This window comes from Nocardioides secundeburneus, from assembly GCF_039939255.1.
In the GTDB taxonomy this organism is placed as follows: Bacteria; Actinomycetota; Actinomycetes; order Propionibacteriales; family Nocardioidaceae; genus Nocardioides.
In genome coordinates this window covers 61,464-79,312 of record NZ_JBDUUE010000004.1, presented here as the reverse complement: position 1 = coordinate 79,312, position 17,849 = coordinate 61,464, and the positions used below count along the sequence as shown (strand labels likewise).

Annotated in this window: 19 protein-coding genes; 12 read left to right on the top strand and 7 right to left on the bottom strand. The window is 73.2% G+C overall.

The features are described 5' to 3' along the window. The first annotated feature begins 94 nt into the window (after positions 1–94). Both ABFT23_RS11355 and ABFT23_RS11350 read left to right on the top strand, forming a co-directional pair. Positions 95–679 carry an ArsR/SmtB family transcription factor gene (locus ABFT23_RS11355; RefSeq protein ID WP_347895221.1) on the top strand — a complete coding sequence of 195 codons (585 nt, stop codon included), beginning with the start codon at positions 95–97 and terminating at the stop codon, positions 677–679. After that, the gene (locus tag ABFT23_RS11350) at positions 676–1,923 is read left to right on the top strand and encodes an MFS transporter (RefSeq protein WP_347895219.1); all 1,248 of its coding nucleotides are present in this window, start codon (positions 676–678) and stop codon (positions 1,921–1,923) included. The genes ABFT23_RS11355 and ABFT23_RS11350 overlap by 4 nt, the downstream gene beginning before the upstream one ends. Here the strand turns inward: ABFT23_RS11350 and hisC are convergent. The 3 genes from hisC to ABFT23_RS11335 are packed head-to-tail and all read right to left on the bottom strand — an operon-like array spanning position 1,907 to position 4,117. After that, the gene (gene hisC / locus ABFT23_RS11345) at positions 1,907–2,986 is read right to left on the bottom strand and encodes a histidinol-phosphate transaminase (protein ID WP_347895217.1); all 1,080 of its coding nucleotides are present in this window, start codon (positions 2,984–2,986) and stop codon (positions 1,907–1,909) included. The genes ABFT23_RS11350 and hisC overlap by 17 nt on opposite strands. A gap of 10 nt (positions 2,987–2,996) precedes the next feature. Further along, positions 2,997–3,560 (bottom strand): dihydrofolate reductase family protein, encoded by a 564-nt coding sequence (locus tag ABFT23_RS11340; protein WP_347895215.1) that lies wholly within the window; start codon positions 3,558–3,560, stop codon positions 2,997–2,999. Beyond that, on the bottom strand, positions 3,557–4,117 hold the full coding sequence (locus tag ABFT23_RS11335) for a VanZ family protein (RefSeq protein ID WP_347895213.1): 561 nt from the start codon (positions 4,115–4,117) through the stop codon (positions 3,557–3,559). The genes ABFT23_RS11340 and ABFT23_RS11335 overlap by 4 nt, the downstream gene beginning before the upstream one ends. Positions 4,118–4,150: 33 nt before the next feature. On the opposite strand from ABFT23_RS11335, the gene ABFT23_RS11330 reads away from it, so the two are divergent. From ABFT23_RS11330 to ABFT23_RS11320, 3 genes are all read left to right on the top strand, one after another. Then, positions 4,151–5,551 (top strand): carotenoid oxygenase family protein, encoded by a 1,401-nt coding sequence (locus ABFT23_RS11330; protein WP_347895211.1) that lies wholly within the window; start codon positions 4,151–4,153, stop codon positions 5,549–5,551. Positions 5,552–5,710: 159 nt separating this feature from the next. After that, positions 5,711–7,123 carry a GntP family permease gene (locus ABFT23_RS11325; protein WP_347895209.1) on the top strand — a complete coding sequence of 471 codons (1,413 nt, stop codon included), beginning with the start codon at positions 5,711–5,713 and terminating at the stop codon, positions 7,121–7,123. Beyond that, on the top strand, positions 7,120–7,665 hold the full coding sequence (locus tag ABFT23_RS11320) for a gluconokinase (RefSeq protein WP_347895207.1): 546 nt from the start codon (positions 7,120–7,122) through the stop codon (positions 7,663–7,665). Before ABFT23_RS11325 ends, ABFT23_RS11320 begins: the two co-directional genes overlap by 4 nt. 26 nt (positions 7,666–7,691) lie before the next feature. Here the strand turns inward: ABFT23_RS11320 and ABFT23_RS11315 are convergent, their stop codons facing one another. Next, the gene (locus ABFT23_RS11315) at positions 7,692–8,585 is read right to left on the bottom strand and encodes a dimethylarginine dimethylaminohydrolase family protein (RefSeq protein WP_347895205.1); all 894 of its coding nucleotides are present in this window, start codon (positions 8,583–8,585) and stop codon (positions 7,692–7,694) included. A 102-nt stretch (positions 8,586–8,687) separates the two neighbouring features. Between ABFT23_RS11315 and ABFT23_RS11310 the strand changes: the two genes are divergently transcribed. The 7 genes from ABFT23_RS11310 to ABFT23_RS11280 are packed head-to-tail and all read left to right on the top strand — an operon-like array spanning position 8,688 to position 14,079. Continuing rightward, the gene (locus ABFT23_RS11310) at positions 8,688–9,407 is read left to right on the top strand and encodes a GntR family transcriptional regulator (RefSeq protein WP_347895203.1); all 720 of its coding nucleotides are present in this window, start codon (positions 8,688–8,690) and stop codon (positions 9,405–9,407) included. Between the two features lie 22 nt (positions 9,408–9,429). Continuing rightward, entirely contained in the window at positions 9,430–9,825 is a 396-nt protein-coding gene (locus tag ABFT23_RS11305; protein WP_347895201.1) for a phage holin family protein, read from the top strand. A 2-nt stretch (positions 9,826–9,827) separates the two neighbouring features. Continuing rightward, positions 9,828–10,328: a low molecular weight protein-tyrosine-phosphatase gene (locus ABFT23_RS11300; protein ID WP_347895196.1), complete on the top strand. Its 501-nt coding sequence runs from the start codon at positions 9,828–9,830 to the stop codon at positions 10,326–10,328. After that, complete coding sequence (locus ABFT23_RS11295) at positions 10,325–11,188, top strand: fructosamine kinase family protein (protein ID WP_347895194.1); 864 nt, start codon at positions 10,325–10,327, stop codon at positions 11,186–11,188. Before ABFT23_RS11300 ends, ABFT23_RS11295 begins: the two co-directional genes overlap by 4 nt. Before the next feature lie 56 nt (positions 11,189–11,244). Then, positions 11,245–11,943 carry a response regulator transcription factor gene (locus ABFT23_RS11290; RefSeq protein WP_347895192.1) on the top strand — a complete coding sequence of 233 codons (699 nt, stop codon included), beginning with the start codon at positions 11,245–11,247 and terminating at the stop codon, positions 11,941–11,943. A gap of 1 nt (position 11,944) precedes the next feature. Then, the gene (locus tag ABFT23_RS11285; protein WP_347895190.1) at positions 11,945–13,471 is read left to right on the top strand and encodes a sensor histidine kinase; all 1,527 of its coding nucleotides are present in this window, start codon (positions 11,945–11,947) and stop codon (positions 13,469–13,471) included. Then, entirely contained in the window at positions 13,468–14,079 is a 612-nt protein-coding gene (locus tag ABFT23_RS11280; RefSeq protein WP_347895188.1) for a hypothetical protein, read from the top strand. The genes ABFT23_RS11285 and ABFT23_RS11280 overlap by 4 nt, the downstream gene beginning before the upstream one ends. Before the next feature lie 19 nt (positions 14,080–14,098). On the opposite strand, the gene ABFT23_RS11275 is transcribed toward ABFT23_RS11280, so the two are convergent. Genes ABFT23_RS11275 through ABFT23_RS11265 form a run of 3 tightly spaced genes read right to left on the bottom strand, consistent with a single transcriptional unit; the run spans position 14,099 to position 17,816 of the window. Continuing rightward, positions 14,099–15,337: an anthranilate synthase component I family protein gene (locus tag ABFT23_RS11275; protein WP_347895186.1), complete on the bottom strand. Its 1,239-nt coding sequence runs from the start codon at positions 15,335–15,337 to the stop codon at positions 14,099–14,101. Then, a complete protein-coding gene (locus ABFT23_RS11270; RefSeq protein ID WP_347895184.1) occupies positions 15,334–15,903 on the bottom strand; it encodes an anthranilate synthase component II in 570 nt (189 codons plus the stop codon). The genes ABFT23_RS11275 and ABFT23_RS11270 overlap by 4 nt, the downstream gene beginning before the upstream one ends. 8 nt (positions 15,904–15,911) lie before the next feature. Further along, positions 15,912–17,816, bottom strand: coding sequence for a chorismate-binding protein (locus ABFT23_RS11265; RefSeq protein ID WP_347895182.1), 1,905 nt, complete (start codon positions 17,814–17,816; stop codon positions 15,912–15,914). Positions 17,817–17,849 lie beyond the last annotated feature (33 nt).

The window sequence follows — 17,849 nt, the reverse complement described above, 5'->3', positions numbered from 1 at the left end:
TCGTGTCGGACCGGTAACGCGCCCACCGCCGCGGCTCGCATCGACTACAAAGACATGTTTGCAAAAGATTCCTTGCAGTCGTAGCGTGGTCGACGTGGAGCGCACGACGATCACCCCGACGCCGCACCAGCTGCGGGCCCTGACCCACCCCGTCCGGCTGCGGATGCTCGGGCTGCTGCGCAGCGAGGGCCCGGCCACGGCGACGACGCTGGCCACGCGGCTGCGCCTCAACACCGGCGCGACGTCCTACCACCTGCGCCAGCTCGCCCAGCACGGCTTCGTCGTCGACGACGACGAGCGCGGCAACGGCCGCGAGCGGTGGTGGAAGGCCGCGCACACCTCCACCCGCACCGAGGCGACGAGCTCGCCCGACGACGCCGACGCCGACGCCATGGACGCCTACCTCCAGACCGTCGTGACCATCTACACCGAGAACCTGCAGCGCGCCGTCGAGCAGCTGCCGCTCCTCCCCCGGGCCTGGCGCGACGCCGGCACGTTCAGCGACTGGGGGATCCGGCTCACGCCGGCCTCGGCCCAGCGCCTCCTCGAGCGGCTCGACGCGCTGCTCGAGGAGGTCGAGGACGAGGACGACCCCGAGGCGCTCAGCTACGTCGTCAACCTCAACGCCTTCGTGCGCCCGGGCCAGGTCGGTGGCGACGACGGTGGTGGACCCGCGTGAGGCGCCCGCTCTACGGCTGGCTCACCGCCGAGGGGTTCTCGCTCACGGGCACCCGCGTCTCGATGCTGGCCCTGCCGCTGTTCGCCCTCGCCGAGACCGGCAGCGCCACCATGACCGGCCTCGTCGCGCTCGCCGAGACGTTGCCGATGGTCGTCGCCAAGGTGCTCGCCGGCCCGGTGGTCGACCGCGTCGGTCCGCGCCGCGTCGCCATCACCGGCGACCTGCTCTCCCTCGTCGTCGTCGCGAGCATCCCGCTGCTGCACGACCTCGGTCACCTGCCGTTCTGGGGCTTCCTCGCACTGGTCGCCCTCGCCGGCACGTTGCGCGGCCCGGCCGACGGCGCCAAGCAGGCCATGGTGCCGGCGCTGGTCCGCGAGGCGGGCGTGCCGCTCGAGCGCGCCACGGGCCTGTCCGGCACGGTCGAGCGCACGGCGTCCATGCTCGGCGCGGGCCTCGGCGGCGGCCTCGTGGCCGCGGTCGGCGGGCAGGACGCGCTGCTCGTGACGGCGTCGACGTTCGGGGTCAGCGCCGCCGTCCTGGCCTGGGCGACGGCGTCCCTCGGTCGACCCGAGCCGAACGCCGACAGCGTCGACGACGATCCAGGCCGCTACGTCGACGACCTGCGCGAGGGCTGGCGGTTCCTGCGCGGCGACCGCCTGCTGCTCGGCATCACCGTCATGGTCTCGCTCACCAACCTGCTCGACGCCGCGTGGTCGTCGGTGCTGCTGCCGGTGTGGTCGGTCGAGTCCGGCGAGGGCGCGGCGACCCTCGGCGTGCTGCTCGCGGTGTTCAGCGGATCGTCGGCGCTCGGCGCCGTCTGCGCTGCCGTCTGGGCGGCCCGCCTGCCCCGGTTCAAGGTCTACCTGGTCGCGTTCCTCGTCGCCGGCCTGCCGCGGTTCCTCGCCTTCGCGCTCGACTCGCCGCTCGTCGTCCTGTTCGCCACGTTCGTGCTCACCGGCTTCGCGTGCGGGTTCATCAACCCGGTGCTCGGCGCGGTGATCTTCGAGCGCATCCCCGAGCGGCTGGTCGGCCGGGTCTCGTCGCTCACCACGGCGATGTGCTGGAGCATGGTGCCGCTCGGCGGCCTGCTCGGCGGCGTCCTGGTCGACGCCGGTGGACTGTCGTTCGCACTGCTCGTGGCGGGTCTCGCCTACCTCGCCGTCACCGTCGCACCGGCCCTCGACCCGCGGTGGCGCGAGCTCGACCGGCGTCCGGAGCCGGCGGAGGTCACGACCGCCGCGTGAGGAACTCCCGGGCGACCTCCAGCAACCGGTCGTTTCCCTCGGTCTCGCCGATGCTCACGCGGGCGCCCTCGCCGGCGAAGGGACGCACGGTGACGCCGGCCTCGTCGGCCGCCGCGGCGAAGTCGGCCGTGCGGTCGCCGAGCGCGAACCAGACGAAGTTGCCCTGCGCCTCGGGGATCTCCCAGCCCTGCTCGAGCAGCGCGTCGCGCACCCGCGCCCGCTCGGCGACGAGCGCACCGACGCGCTCGAGCAGCTCGGCCTCGGCGGCGAGCGAGGCGATGGCGGCGGCCTGCGCGACGGCGGAGACGCCGAACGGCAGCGACACCGCGCGCAGCGCGGCGGCGACCGGCTCCTGGGCGACGGCGTAGCCGACCCGGAAGCCCGCGAGGCCGTAGGCCTTGGAGAAGGTGCGGAACAGCACCACGTTGGGGTGGCGGCGGTAGGTGTCGAGACCGTCGACGGCGTCGTCCATGCGGACGAACTCGAGGTAGGCCTCGTCGACGACGGCGACGACGTGCCCGGGCACCCGGGCGAGGAAGTCGTCGAGCTCGGTCTGCGTGACCGACGGACCGGTCGGGTTGTTCGGCGTGCAGACCATGACGATGCGGGTGCGGTCGGTGATGGCGGCCAGCATCGCCTCGAGGTCGTGGCGGCCGTCGGCGAGCACCGGCACCTGCACCGACGTCGCGCCGGCCGTCGTGACCGCGATCGGGTAGGCCTCGAACGAGCGCCACGCGTAGACGACCTCGTCGCCGGGCGCGCAGTAGGCGCTGACGAGCTGGTAGATCAGCGCGACGCTGCCGGTCGCGGCCGCGAGGTCGGTGACCGGGACGTCGAGCCGGGTCGCCAGCGCCTCGTAGAGCGCGACGCTGCCCATGTCGGGGTAGCGGTTCATCACCTCGACGGCGCGCGTCGCCGCCTCGACCACACCGGGCAGCGGCGGGTAGGGGTTCTCGTTGCTCGACAGCTTGTACGCCGTCATGCCCGGCCGCACGGTCGGCGGCCGGCCGGGCACGTAGGCGGGGATCTGGAGCACGTTCGGGCGCGGCTGCGGGTGGGCCATGCGGGTCAGGCTAGTGGGCGCCGTACGTCACCAGGGCCTGGCCCGTGGCGAACGTGCGAGCCTCGAGGATCCGGAAGCCCGTCGCCTGGAAGCCGTCGGGGAACAGCCGCGACCCGCGACCCTGGACGACGGGGTGGACCCACAGCCGGTACTCGTCGACGAGCCCGGCCTCGATGAGCGTCGGGAGGAGGGTGAGCGAGCCGGTGCAGACGATGTCGCGGCCCTCGGCCTGCTTGAGCGCGGTCACCTCCTCGACGACGTCGCCGCGCAGCGCCGTGGAGTGCTGCCAGTCGAGCTCGTCGTCGGCGAGGGTCGAGGTGACGACGTGCTTCTGCACGCCGTTGAGGTAGTCGGAGATGCCGGTCGCGTCGCCGTCGAGGTCGCGCCAGTAGCCGCGGAAGTCGGTGAACGTCTGCCGGCCGACGAGCAGGGCGTCGGCGGCGTCGTCCTGACGACGCTGCTCGGCCATGTACTCGACGTCGTCGACGCCGCTCTGGGCGTCGAACCAGTCGTCGAGCATCTGGATGCGGCCGTCGAGCGTGACGTTCTGGGTGATCACGAGCTTCCTGGTCATGCGGGGTACCGACTGCGCCAGGGCCGCAGAGTCATCGCCAGCACGATGCCCACCCCGACGCCGAGCACCGCACCGGTGACGTTGTCGATGATGTCGGTGACGTCGCAGGCGCGGTCGAGGCGGGCGAGCTCGAGCTGGGTCCACTCGATGCCGACCGAGTACGCGGCCAGGGCCGCGAGGCCGACGGGCACGGTGACCGGCGTCCAGCGCAGCCAGCGGGCGGCGGAGACGACGAGGAGCGCGCCCGGGGGCACGAAGACGGCCAGGTTGAGCAGCCGTTGACCGCCGGAGAAGATCCAGAACCCGTCGGGCGCCGGGCCGCCGATGTCCCACGAGCAGGTGTCGAGCCGGCCCTCGGCGTAGACGACGCCCGGGGCGCCGTCGGCCGGGATCAGCGTGATCAGGCCGATGACGACGACGGAGCCGACGAGGCCCGCGAGCGCGAGTGCGGTGACCGGTCCGACCCGCCTCCAGAGGGCAGCGGCAAGGGCGGCGCAGAGGACGGTCGCGAGCGCGACGCCCGCGAGCATGACGCCCACACCACCGACCGGGAACACTGGTCCGACGCTACCGAGACGAGAGGCAGCACCGTGAACCGCTACCTGCAGGACGGCTTCGCCCCCGTCGAGGCCGAGCTGACGGCCCACGACCTCGAGGTCACGGGCCGGTTGCCCGACCACCTCGACGGCCGCTACCTCCGCATCGGCCCCAACCCCACCGGCGTCGACGCGGCCGCGGCCGAGCGCCACCACTGGTTCCTCGGGGCGGGCATGGTGCACGGCGTCCGCCTGCGCGACGGGCGCGCGGAGTGGTACCGCAACCGCTGGGTGCGCCCGGACGACGGCGACTTCGCGCCCAACACGATGGTCCGTGGGCTCGGCGGCCGCACGCTGGCCCTGGTCGAGGGCGGCTCCGCGCCCTACGAGCTCGACGACGAGCTCGGCACCGTCGGGCGCGCCTGCTTCGCCGGCGACCTCCGCACGGGCTACACCGCGCACCCGCACGAGGACCCCGACACCGGCGAGCTGCACGCCCTGTCGTACTCGTGGACGCGCGGCAACCGCGTCGACTACTCGGTCATCGGCCCCGACGGGGCGTTGCGGCGCCAGGTCGAGGTGCGGGTGCACGGCAGCCCGATGATGCACGACTGCGCCCTCACCGCGACCTACGTCGTCGTCTACGACCTGCCGGTCACCTTCGACGTCGACCTGGTCACCCGGGGCATGTCACGGGCGATGCGCCGGCCGGCCCGGTTCGCCCTCAACCGCGTGATCGGGCGCAACCCCGTGCCCGACAAGGTGATCGACGCGATGACCCGCGGCTCGGCGGCGCCCTCGACCCTGCCCTACTCGTGGGACGACGACTACCCGGCCCGCATCGGCCTCCTGCCGCGCGACACCTCCGACGGACACGATGTCCGATGGTTCGACGTCGACCCGTGCTTCGTCTTCCACACTCTCAACGCGTTCGACTCCCCCGAGACCGGCGAGGTGGTCGTCGACGCCGTGCGCCACGACCGGATGTTCGCCACCCGCTTCGACGGTCCCGACGAGGGCCCGACGTCGTTGGTGCGCTTCACGCTCGACCTGCGCTCGGGCAAGGCGACCGAGCACCGCTTCGACGAGCACTCGCAGGAGTTCCCCCGTCACGACGAACGGCTCACCGGTCGCCGGCACCGCTTCGGCTACGCCGTCGGGTTCGACGCCGGCACGCTCGGCGACGCCGTCCTCAAGCACGACACGGTCGCCGGGACGACGCAGCGCCGCCGCCTCGGCGCCGGGCTCGAGGTCGGCGAGCTGGTCTTCGTGCCGTCGTCCGACACCGCGGCCGAGGACGACGGCGTCCTGATGGGCTACGCCACCGACCGCGCCACCGGTCTCAGCACGCTGCGCGTCCTCGACGCCGGCACGCTCGACGACGTCGCCACCGTGCACCTGCCGGGCCGCGTGCCGACCGGGTTCCACGGCAGCTGGGTCGAGACCCCCCGCTGACCGAGACCCGACGCTGATCGAGGTGCGAGGCCGCCTGCGGCCGAGCCTCGAGATCCTCGACCCGGAGGTCACGAGGCTCGTCGCACCTCGACCAGCGTCACCCCGCCGGGCGAACGCGAGACCCCCGGCGACCCAAGACCACTCCCTAGGGTGTCCGGCATGGATCCTCTCGAACCGGCCTACGGCACCACGGTGATGCTGCTGATCGCGCTGGCGGCGGTGGCGGCGCTGCTCACGCTGATCATCGTCGTCCGGCTGCACGCCTTCCTCGCCCTCGTGCTCGTCAGCCTGCTCACGGGGCTCGCCGCGGGCATCCCGGTGGCCGACGTGCCGGAGGTGATGCTCTCCTTCTTCGGCAGCACGCTCGGTTCGGTGGCGCTCCTGGTCGCCCTGGGCGTGATGCTCGGCCGGATCCTCGAGGTGACCGGCGGTGCGCAGGTGCTGGCCGACACCCTCGTCGGGCGGTTCGGCGAGCAGCGGGCACCGCTGGCGCTGGGCGTGGCGGCGCTGATCTTCGGCTTCCCGATCTTCTTCGACGCCGGGCTGGTCGTCTTCCTGCCCATCATCCTCACCGTGGCGCGACGGTTCGGCGGCTCGCTGCTCTACTACGCCCTGCCCGCGGCAGGCGCCTTCGCGGCCATGCACGCGATCGTCCCACCCCACCCCGGCCCCGTGGCGGCGGGCACCGACATCGGGGCGGACCTCGGGCTGCTGCTGCTGCTCGGCGTCCCGGTCGCCGTGGTGTCGTGGTACGTCGGCGTCTACCTGTTCTCCCGGTTCATCGGCGCACGCATCGACGTCTCGGCCGCAGACCTGCTCTTCGGCCAGGCCCGTGACGCCGAGGGACGCACCGACGACGAACGACCGGGCGGCGCGACCGCGACGACGACCCGCACGGCGCCGTCGTTCGGCGTGGTGCTCGGGCTCCTCCTGCTGCCGATGCTGCTGATCTCCCTCAACACCGTCCTGAGCACGCTGATCGAGGCCGGCACGGTCGAGCAGTCGACCGTGGTCGACGCGCTCATGCTGGTGGGCAACACCCCCGTGGCGCTGCTGATCACCCTGCTGGTCGCGATCGCGCTCATCGGGTCGCGGGTGGGCACCCGCGACGAGCTGCGCGGCACCATCGACGACGCCCTCGGACCCATCTGCTCGATCGTGCTCATCACCGGCGCCGGCGGCATGTTCGGCGGCGTGCTCCGCACCAGCGGCATCGGCGAGGTGCTCACCACCTCGCTCGGCGACCTCGGGATCCCCCTGCTGCTGCAGGCCTTCCTCCTCGCCACCGCGCTGCGGGTGGCGCAGGGATCGGCCACGGTCGCGCTCACCACCACGGCCGGCCTGATCGCCTCCCAGACCGCCGACCTCGGCGGCCTCCAGCTCGCGGCGCTGGTCTTCGCGATCGCCGGCGGGTCGACCGTGCTCTCACACGTCAACGACTCCGGGTTCTGGCTCGTCAGCCGGTTCTTCGGCATGGACGAGAAGACCACGCTGAGGACGTGGACGGTGATGGAGACGACGCTGGGCTCGGTGATGTTCGCCTGCGCCGCGGTGATCTGGGTGCTCGGATGACGGGCCGCGAGGTCGTGCACGTCGTCGTGATGGGCGTGTCCTCGACGGGCAAGAGCCTCGTCGGACGCCGGCTCGCCGAACGGCTCGGAGCGGAGTTCGTCGAGGGCGACGACCTGCACCCGCAGGTCAACATCGACAAGATGGCGGCCGGCACGCCGCTGACCGACGACGACCGGTGGCCCTGGCTCGAGGCCATCGTCGAGCGGACCCGGCAGGTCGGGGCCGACGGTCGCTCGACGGTGGTGACCTGCTCCGCACTCAAGCGCGCCTACCGCGACGTGCTCCGTACCGCGGCCCCCGACACGTTCTTCGTGCACCTGCACGGCACCTTCAACCTGCTGGCCCAGCGGATGCGCGAGCGCGAGGGGCACTTCATGCCTCCGTCGCTGCTGCAGTCGCAGTTCGAGAGCCTCGAACCCCTCGACGACGACGAGAACGGCGCCCTCGTCGACGTCGGCGCCGAGCCGGACGCCGTCGTCGAGGCGGCCCTGGCCGGCCTGGCGGGCGACCCGCAGCCGCGACCGCCCTCGTCGGCCGGCTGAGGCGCCCGGCCGGCGTCCGACCGAGCTCAGACGGGCGGCAGCACGACCTCGCCGCCGGTGACCGACGGCAGGTCGCGGCCGATGGTGACGTCGACGGGGTTGGTCAGGCAGCGGATGGAGCCGCCGCCCTTGTGGAACTCCGAGACGTCGACGACGACGACGTCGAAGCCCCACTGCTCGAGCTGCGTCCGCACGCGGTCGGGGCAGGCCGGCATCACGACGGTGGAGCCGACGACGACGGAGTTGGCGCAGAAGGTGGTGAGCGCCTCCTCCTCGGTGAGCACGATCGGCTCGGGCACCAGGGCGAGCAGCGCCTCGGCCGAGGCGTCGTCGAGCGCGCTCGGGCACACCAGGGCGCGGCGGTCGTCGAGCGGGCAGAACGCGAGGTCGAGGTGGTACATGCCCGGGTGCGTGATGCGGAGGCCACGCACGCGGATGCCGAGGTCGGTGGCGAGGTGCTTGAGCGCGAGCTCCTCGGTGCGCGGGCCGTAGCCCACGACGAGGGCGTCGCCCCAGGCGAAGGCGTCGCCGGCCTCGAGGTGGGCGCCGACGCCGTCGCGGCCGACGGTGGACGTCGTCCACCCGCGCTCGGCGAACCAGGGCTGGGCCGAGCGGGTCTCCATGCGGCGCTCGGCGTAGCGCATGTGCGACATGACGACGTGCCGCTCACCGCCCTCGCGCTGCACGGCGAGACCGAGGTTCATCGCGTAGACCATGTCGGGCGCATCGGCTCGCTGGGGCAGCACGTCGACGGTGGCTCCGAGGCCGCGCAGCATCTCGACCATGTCGTGCCACTGGCGCCACGCGAGGGCCCGGTCGGGCTGGACCGCGGGGTCCATGAACGGGTTGATGGCGTAGTCGACGCGGAAGTGCGTCGGCTCGACGGCGACGTAGTGACGCCCCCAGCTCAGCTCGGTCACGAAGAGACCCCTTTCACATTGTCAGACAACCTGACAGGACAATCGTGCCGTACGTCGGCCGTTCGTACAAGCAGACGACCGAGGAATCGGCATGATGGGCCCATGAGCCCGCCTGGCGTCCCGATCGCCGACCCCGCGACCGAGCCCGCCGCGGCGGCCGGCCCGTTCTCGACGCTGCGCGTCGAGCACACCTCCACGGTCGAGCGCGCCGCCGACGAGCTGCGCCGTGCGATCTTCGAGGGCGAGATCGAGAGCGGCACCGCGCTGCGCGAGATCGCGCTGGCCGACTCGCTCGGCGTCTCGCGGCCGACGATCCGCGAGGCGCTCGCGGTGCTCGTCGCCGAGGGTCTCGCCACGCGCGAGCCGCACCGCGGCGTCCAGGTCGCCACGCCCGAGGCCGAGTCGGTGCGCGACGTGTGCGCGGCCCGCTGGGTGCTCGAGGGAGCCGGAGTGCGCCGCTGGCGCGAGGCCAGCGACGAGCAGCGCGACCACGTGCGCACGTCGCTGCGCACCTACACCGACGCCGTCCGGGCCGACGGCGGCTACCAGGAGCTCAACACCCTGCACCTCGCCTTCCACGTCTCCCTCGTCGGTCTGTCCGGCAGCCCCCGTCTGGTCTCCATGGCCGAGTCGCTCGTCGCCGAGCTCAAGCTCGCCCTCGCCCAGGTCGAGCGGATCGCCCGCAACGCCCACGACGAGGCCGAGACCCACGTCGCCCTCGTCGACCTGCTCGAGGCCGACGACGTCGACGCAGCCCTCACCTTCCTGCAGGGTCATCTCAGCGACGCCGAGACCGAGATCATCGAGGCGCTCGGGCTGTAGCCCGGCCTGCCAGACTGGTCGCATGCGCATCGTCCTGCGACTCCTCACCACCGCGCTCGGCGTGGCCGCCGCCGCCTGGCTCTTCACCGGCATCGCGTTCCCCGGCGGTGCGACCTCGGGGTGGGACCAGGTGCAGGACGACCTGGTCCCGCTGCTGCTCGTCTCGGCGATCCTCGGCCTCGTCACCTCGGTCGTGAAGCCGGTGCTGACCCTGCTGTCGTTCCCGCTGATCATCCTCACGCTCGGGCTGTTCCTGCTCGTCATCAACGCCGGCATGCTCCTGCTCACCGGCAAGCTCGCCGAGTGGCTCGACATCCGCTTCGTCGTCGACGGCTTCTGGACGGCGGTCGGTGGCGCGATCGTGATCACCATCGTCACCTGGATCGTCGACGGCTTCGTCGGCGACCCGGACGACTGATCGTGATCCCTGCCCCCCGCGAGCCGGGCCGCTACCGGGTCGGCATGGTCTGCCTCGGCAACATCTGCCGCTCACCGATGGCCGACGTCGTCCTGCAGGCCAAGCTGGCCGACGCCGGCCTCGACGACGTCGTCTCGGTCGACAGCTGCGGCACCGGCGGCTGGCACGTCGGCGACCCGATGGACGACCGCGCCGCCGCCACCCTGGCCGACGCCGGCTACGACCCGACCCGCCATCGCGCCCAGCAGTACGCCGACCACTGGCGCGACGACCACGACCTGCTGCTCGCCATGGACGAGGCCAACCTCGCCGACATCGGCGGGCGCGGCGACCGGGTGCTCCTGCTGCGCGACCTCGACCCCGACGAGCCCGGCGCCGTCGTCCCCGACCCCTACTACGGTGGGGACGACGGGTTCCGGGAGGTGCTGGCCATGGTGGAGCGCAGCTGCGACGCACTGGTCGACGCCCTCGACGACCTCCCCGACCTGCGGGCGGCCCGATGACCCGCCAGCCGCACCTCGCCCGCCGCGCCCAGCAGCTGCTCGGCTCGGCCGTGGTCGCCACCGCCCCCGTGGCCGGCGGCGACATCGCCACCGCCACCAAGCTGCGGCTGGGCAACGGCACCACCGCGCTGATGAAGTCGATGACCCAGGCGCCACCCGGGTTCTTCGAGACCGAGGCACGCGGGTTGCGCTGGCTGGCCGAGGCCACGCCCGACGGCGGCGTCGTCGTCCCCGAGGTGCTCGCCGTCGACGCCGACTGCCTGCTGCTCGCCTGGGTCGAGCCCGGCCGCACCTCCGAGGACTCCGCCGCGGCGTTCGGCCGAGCCCTCGCCGTCACCCACGCCGCAGGGGCGCCGTCCTTCGGGGGCGCCGACGGTTTCATCGGACGCCTCCCCCTGCCCAACTCGCCGGTCGACACGTGGGCCGAGTTCCACGCGACACGGCGTCTCATCCCGTTCGCGCGGCTCGCCGTCGACCGCGGCGTCCTCGACCCCGCCGAGGCCGCTGCCGTCGAGTCCGTCGCCGCCCGGCTCGGCGAGCTCGTGCCGGTCGAGCCGCCGTCCCGGCTGCACGGCGACCTGTGGAACGGCAACGTCATCTGGGCCGCCGACGGCCTCCCCGCCGTCATCGACCCCGCCGTCCACGGCGGCCACCGCGAGACCGACCTCGCCATGCTCGCCCTCTTCGGCCTCCCCCACCTGCAGCGCGTCGTCGACGCCTACACCGAGGTCAGCCCGCTCGCCGACGGCTGGGACGACCGCACCGGCCTCTTCCAGCTCTTCCCCCTCCTCGTGCACGCCTGCCTCTTCGGGGGCGGCTACGGCGCCCGCGCCGGCGACGTCGCCCGCCGCTACGCCTGACGCCGCGTCGGCTCATTCTCAGAACCACCTCAGGCCGTCGTGCGATGCTGGCAGGCGTGTCTGCCCCGCCCAAGCCGCGCGTGCTCGTCGTTGACGACGACAAGGCCGTGCGCGAGTCGCTGCGTCGCTCGCTCGAGTTCAACGGCTACGACGTGCACCTCGCCGGCGACGGCGCCGAGGCGCTGGCCGGCATCGCGGGCGTCGGGCCCGACGTCGTCGTGATGGACGTGATGATGCCGAGGCTCGACGGCCTCGAGACCACGCGGGCGCTGCGCAGCGCGGGCAACGACGTGCCGATCCTGGTGCTCACCGCGCGCGACGCCGTCGGCGAGCGGGTCGAGGGCCTCGACGCCGGCGCCGACGACTACCTGACCAAGCCGTTCGCGCTTCCCGAGCTGCTGGCCCGCCTGCGCGCCCTGCTGCGCCGTGCCGTGCCGAGCGACCACGACGGCGAGGAGACGCTCTCGTTCTCCGACCTGACCATGAACGTCACCACGCGCGAGGTGCTCCGCGGCTCGCGCAGCATCGACCTCACCCGCACCGAGTTCACCCTGCTCGAGCTGTTCCTGCGCCGCCCGCGCCGGGTGCTCGACCGCTCGTTCATCCTCGAGGAGGTCTGGGGCTACGACTTCCCCACGACCGCCAACTCGCTCGAGGTCTACGTCGGCTACCTGCGCCGCAAGACCGAGGCCGAGGCCGAACCGCGGCTGCTGCACACCGTGCGCGGCGTGGGGTACGTGCTCAAGGAGTCCTGACGTGACCGCGCCGCCCGAGCAGCGGTGGGGGGAGCCGGCCTCGCCGCCACCGCCTCCCCCGCCCCCGCCGACGGGGCCCCGTCCGAGCCAGCCGCCGGGCGCGGCGGCCCGGATCGTCCCCCAGCCGCTGCGCTGGCACTACCGACGCTCCCTCGCGAGCCGCGTCACGCTGCTCACGGTGTTCGCCGTGGGCATCTCGGTCGCCGTGCTGTCGGTGGGCGTCTACGTCTCGGCCCGGGCCCAGCTGCAGAGCCAGCTCGACCAGGACCTCCACGACCGCGCCAAGAAGGTGGCCAGCTACGGGCTCACCAACGAGGAGACCCCGCAGAACAACCTCGGCACCTACGCGCTCGGGGCCTCCGACATCCGGCTGGCGGCCGTGCTCGTCATCGGCGACAACGCCTACGTGCAAGGCCGTGACGGCGTCGAGAACGCGACCGAGCTGCTGGGCGAGCCCGAGCTCGAGGTCGCCCTCGGGCAGCGCGACCAGTCCATCCGCACCGTGCGTCTGGAGGACGGCAACCGCTACCGGCTCCTGGCCTACCCCGTCGAGGGCGCGGGCGCCGTGCTCATCGCGCGCTCGCTCGAGAGCCAGGACGACTTCCTGTCGCGACTCGGGTTCGTCAGCCTCGGCTTCGGCCTGCTCGGCGTCGTCGGCGCCGCGATGGCCGGGTGGTTCGTGGCCCGCAACGGCCTGCGCCCGGTGCGTCGCCTGACGACGTCGGTCGAGACGATCGCGCGCACCGAGCGCCTCGACCCGCTGCCGATCGAGGGCGCCGACGAGGTGGCCCGGCTGGCCGCGGCGTTCAACGAGATGCTGCAGTCGCTCGGCGCCTCGCGCGATCGCCAGCGCCGCCTCGTCACCGACGCCGGACACGAGCTGCGCACGCCGCTGACCTCGCTGCGCACCAACGTCGACCTGCTCGTGCAGGCCGACCAGGACCAGGTCGCCATCGAGCCGCAGGCCCGCGCCGAGCTGCTCGAGGACATCCGGGCCCAGACCGACGAGCTGACCACGCTCATCGGCGACCTCACCGAGCTGGCGCGCGACGAGCCGCTGGCGCCCGTGGTCGGTGAGGTCGACCTCGGCGAGATCGTCGACGCCGCCGTCCAGCGGGTGCGGCGGCGCGCCGTCGACAAGACCTTCGACGTCGAGACCGTGCACTGGTCGGTGGTCGGCGAGGCTCCCGCGCTCGAGCGCGCGGTCACCAACCTGCTCGACAACGCCGCCAAGTGGGGCGCGCCCGGCACCGTCGTCGCGGTGCGCCTGGTCGAGCACGAGGGCGTCGCACGACTCACGGTCGACGACCGCGGCCCCGGCATCGCCGCGGCCGACCGGCCGCACGTCTTCGACCGGTTCTGGCGGGCCGAGGAGTCGCGCGCCATGCCGGGCTCCGGCCTGGGGCTCTCGATCGTGCGCCAGGTCGCCGACCGCCACTCCGGGCGTGTCTGGGCCGACGAGGCCCCGGGCGGCGGAGCCCGCCTGGTGCTGGAGCTGCCGGGCCGGTCGGGAGAATGGTCGGGATGAGCACCCGCACCCACCGCCTCACGGCCGCCCTGGCCGCCGTCCTGCTGCTGGCCGCCGGCTGCGGTGGCGGCGACGACACCGAGGCCACCGGCACCCCGCCGGACCTGCCGACGGCACCGCCCGAGCTGTGGAACCCGTGCGACGGCCTCGACGACACCGCCGTCTCCACGGCGTTCGGCACCACCTTCACGGTGCGCCGGGGGTCGGACTCCGAGCCGACGTGCACGTTCAGCCCGACCACCGAGGGCGGGCCCGCGATCGACGTCAACTACCAGCTCTACGCCGGCACGCTCGAGGACCTGCTGAAGTCGTTCGGCGTGCTCGCCGACGGCGCCGACACCCGGGTCAGCAGCCCCACCGTCGCCGGGGCCGACGACGCCCGAGTCGTCAGCGACGTCGATGCCGACGACACGCTCGCCGTCACCGGCTTCGTGCGCAACGGCCGGCTCGTGCAGGTCGTCAACGCGCTCGACCCGGCCCCGGCCGACCGCGCGGCGGTCGAGGCCGCGGTCACCACGATGCTCGAGGGGCTCGCCGCCCACGCGGCCGAGTCCGGCATCAGCGACGAGGCCCCGGGCTCGTCGCCCACCGACGCGCCCACGGAGTAGCCAGGTCCTCCCCGGGAGGTCAGGGAGCGAGCGCCCGCAGCACACGCTCGGCCTTGAGGCGGGCCTCGGCCCACTCGTCGCCGACCTCGCTCAGCACCGTGATGCCGCCGCCGGTGCCGACCCGGTAGGTGCCCCCGCCGTCGGTCGTCAGGCTGCGGATGACGACGCCGAGGTCGGCGCGCCCGTCGGCGGCGACCCAGCCGAACGCGCCGGCGTAGGGCCCGCGCGGCACCGTCTCGACGTCGGCGACGATCTGCATCGTGCGCAGCTTCGGTGCGCCGGTCATCGACCCTGCCGGGAAGAGCGCGCGCAACGCGGCGACGGTCGAGACGTCGTCGCGCAGGCGGCCCCGCACGGTGGAGACCAGCTGGTGCACGGTGGCGTACGACTCGACGGCCATCAGCTCGGGCACCTCGACCGAGCCCACCTCGCACACCTGGGCCAGGTCGTTGCGCAGCAGGTCGACGATCATCAGATTCTCGGCACGATACTTCGGATCCGTAGCAAGTCGGAGACGTTGCTCCTCGTCGTCGGCCGACGACGCCCCGCGGGGGGTCGTGCCCTTGATCGGCTTGGTCTCGATCGTGCGGTCGGCGCCCACGAGCGCGTATCGCTCGGGGCTCGAGCTCAACAGCCAGGCCCGGGCGCCGTCGACGTCGTGCTGCAGGAACCCGGCGTAGGGCGCCGGGTTGAGCGTGCGCAGGCGCCGGTAGGTGGACGCCGGGTCACCGCCGCCGCGGGCCTCGACCCGGAACGTCAGGTTGGTCTCGTAGGTGTTGCCGGCGTGCAGGTGCTCCTGCACCCGGGCGAAGCCGGCGGCGTAGCCCTCGTCGACGCTCTCGACCTCGAGGTGCGGCGCCGCACCGAGCGCCGCGGCCCCGGACGACGTCTCGTGCTCGAACGAGCGCACGTGCGAGGGACGCATCCACACGGCGTCCGGCAGCCACTCGTCGGTGGTGGCGGGCAGGTCGGGCCGCGCGGCGTAGCCGAGGTAGCCGAACCACTGCCCCGCCGCGGTCGCCAGCTCGGCCTCGAGCACCGCGAAGACGTCGTCGCCCACGACGACGCCGCGGCCGCCGGACCACCGGGTCACCTCGCGCCGCGACGCGGAGTAGGTGAGCGAGACGTCGTCGTCGTCGAGCCAGCCGAGGATCGAGCGACGTCCGGACCACGCGCGGGCGCCGCCGCCGTCGAGCCAGAAGCACCGGCGGTGCGCGGCGGCGACCTCGGCGAAGACCGCCTCGACGTCGGCGCTCACCGGGCCGCGTCCAGGAAGTTCGCCACCAGCAGAGCGCCGTGCTCGGACAGGACCGACTCGGGGTGGAACTGCACGCCCTCCTGGGGCCGCTCGCGGTGCCGCACGCCCATCACGACGCCGTCCTCCGAGCGGGCGGTCACCTCGAGCTCGTCGGGCACCTCCAGCGCGGCCAGCGAGTGGTAGCGCACCACGGCGAGCCCCTGCGGGACGCCGGCGAAGACGCCCCGGCCGTCGTGCTCGACGCGCGCCACCTCGCCGTGCGCCGGCCGCACCCGGCCGACGCGGCCGCCGTACGACGTCACGAGGCCCTGCAGGCCCAGGCACACACCGAGCACCGGACGACGCCCGGCCAGCACGACCTCGCGCCCCACCGCGAAGTCGGCGCGCACGTCGGGCGACCCCGGCCCCGGCGACAGGACGACGTGCGCGTGCCTCAGCACCTCGGCCGCGGTCGTCTCGTCGTGCTGCACCACGGTGGGCAGCACCCCGGTCACGGAGGCCACCAGGTGCACGAGGTTCCAGGTGTAGGAGTCGTGGTGGTCGACCACCACGACGTCCGGGGGCACCGGCGTCCTCAGTCGAGCAGCAGGTCGGAGACCAGGCCGTGCAACACGTCGTAGCCCCGCTCGGTGAGGATCGACTCGGCGTGGAACTGGATGCCCCGGTAGTGCGGGCCGCGCAGGTGGTGCACGTCGCCGGTGGCGGCGTCGACGTCGACGCTGACGCCGTCGGGCAGCACGTCGCCGGCGCCGACGCGGCCGACGAAGGTGTTGTAGAAGCCGACCCGCTCGGTGCCGCCGTCGTAGGGGATCGCCGACTGGGTGCCCTGGAAGACGATGTCCTTGTAGGCCAGCGGGATGCCGAGGCGCCCGCAGAGGGTCTGGTGGCCGAGGCACACGGCGAGGAAGGTCTGGCCCGAGGCGAGCAGCTCGTCGACGGCGGCGCGCACGGCCGCGATCTTGGCGTCGTCGCCGTCGCGGGGGTCGCCCGGGCCCGGGCCGACGATGACGAGGTCGTGGCCGTCGAGCACGCCGGGCTGGTACTGCTCGTGGCGCACGACGGTGGAGCGCAGGCCGAGCACACCGAGCACGTGGCGCAGCATGTTGACGAAGTCGTCCTCGTTGTCGAGGATCACGACGCTCTTGCCGGCGAGGCGCGGGTCGGGCGTGGCGCCCGCCTGGTCGGTGAGCCAGAAGCGGCTCAGCCGGCGGTTGCGCGCGTTGAGGCTGAGCAGCACGTCCTCGTCGTTGACCAGCTCGGCGATGTCGACGTCGGGCACCGGCGCCGGGGGGACCAGCCCGAACGCCGAGAGGATGCCGCCGGCCTTGGCGTGGGTCTCGGCGACCTCGTAGGCCGGGTCGGAGTCACGCACGAGGGTGGCGCCGGCGGTGACGGTGAGCCGCCCGTCGGGCTTGACGTCGGCGGTGCGGATGACGATCGGGCTGTCGACGACCGGACCGCCCTTCGCGTCGCGGCCCAGGATCGCGAGCGCGGCGCCGTAGTAGCCACGTCCTTCGGTCTCGTACTGCTTGATGAGGCGGCAAGCGTTCTCGACCGGCGAGCCGGTGACCGTGGCGGCGTACATGGTGTCGCGCAGCACCTCGCGCGGGTCGCGGTCGGTGCGCCCGGCGAGGAGGTACTCGGTGTGCACGAGGCGGCTCATCGGCTTGAGGAACGGGCCGAGAACCTGGCCACCCTCGTGGCAGATGTCGCACATCATCTTCAGCTCCTCGTCGACGACCATGAAGAGCTCGTAGATCTCCTTCTCGTCGTGCAGGAAGTCGAGGAGAGCGGCGCGGGCGTCGCCCGCGCCCGGGATGCGGAACGTGCCCGAGATCGGGTTCATGCGCACGTCGCCGTCGTGCACGGTCACGTGCCGCTCGGGGCTCGCGCCGACCAGGAACCGGTCGCCGGTGAAGAAGACGAAGGTCCAGTAGGCGCCGCGCTCGCGCTCGAGCAGGCGCCGGAACACCGCGAGCGCCTTGTCGGCGCCCCAGTCGGCCACGGTCGCCCGGTAGTGGCGTCCCACGACGAGGTTGGCGCCCTCACCCTGGCCGATCTCCTCGGCGATGATCCGGCCGACGAGCTCGCCGTACTCGTCGTCGTCGGTCTCGAAGCCGCCGCGGTCGCCGAACTCGACCGGCACGTCGTCGATCGCCTCGATCACCTCGGCGACGGAGTACTCGCGCTCGGTCTCGACGTCGACGACGACGAGCGGGGTGCCGTCGTCGTGGGCCTCGAAGCCCCGCTCGGTCACCTGGCGGAACGGGATCGCGACCAGCCGGTCGGCGATGTGCCCGGCTTCGGGGACGCCGTCCTCGAGCGGCACGTCGAGGATCGAGGAGACCTCGCTGCGGCGTCCGCCGATCAGGCCGACGGTGTCCTTGCCGCCGACACGGGTCGAGCGACGGATGATCGCCCAGGCCTCGTGCCCCTGGAGCGCGGCGATGGCGTCGCGGGCGGCGAGGGGCTCAGTCATGGCCGAATCCTATGAGCGTCGGGTCGTGGCGCT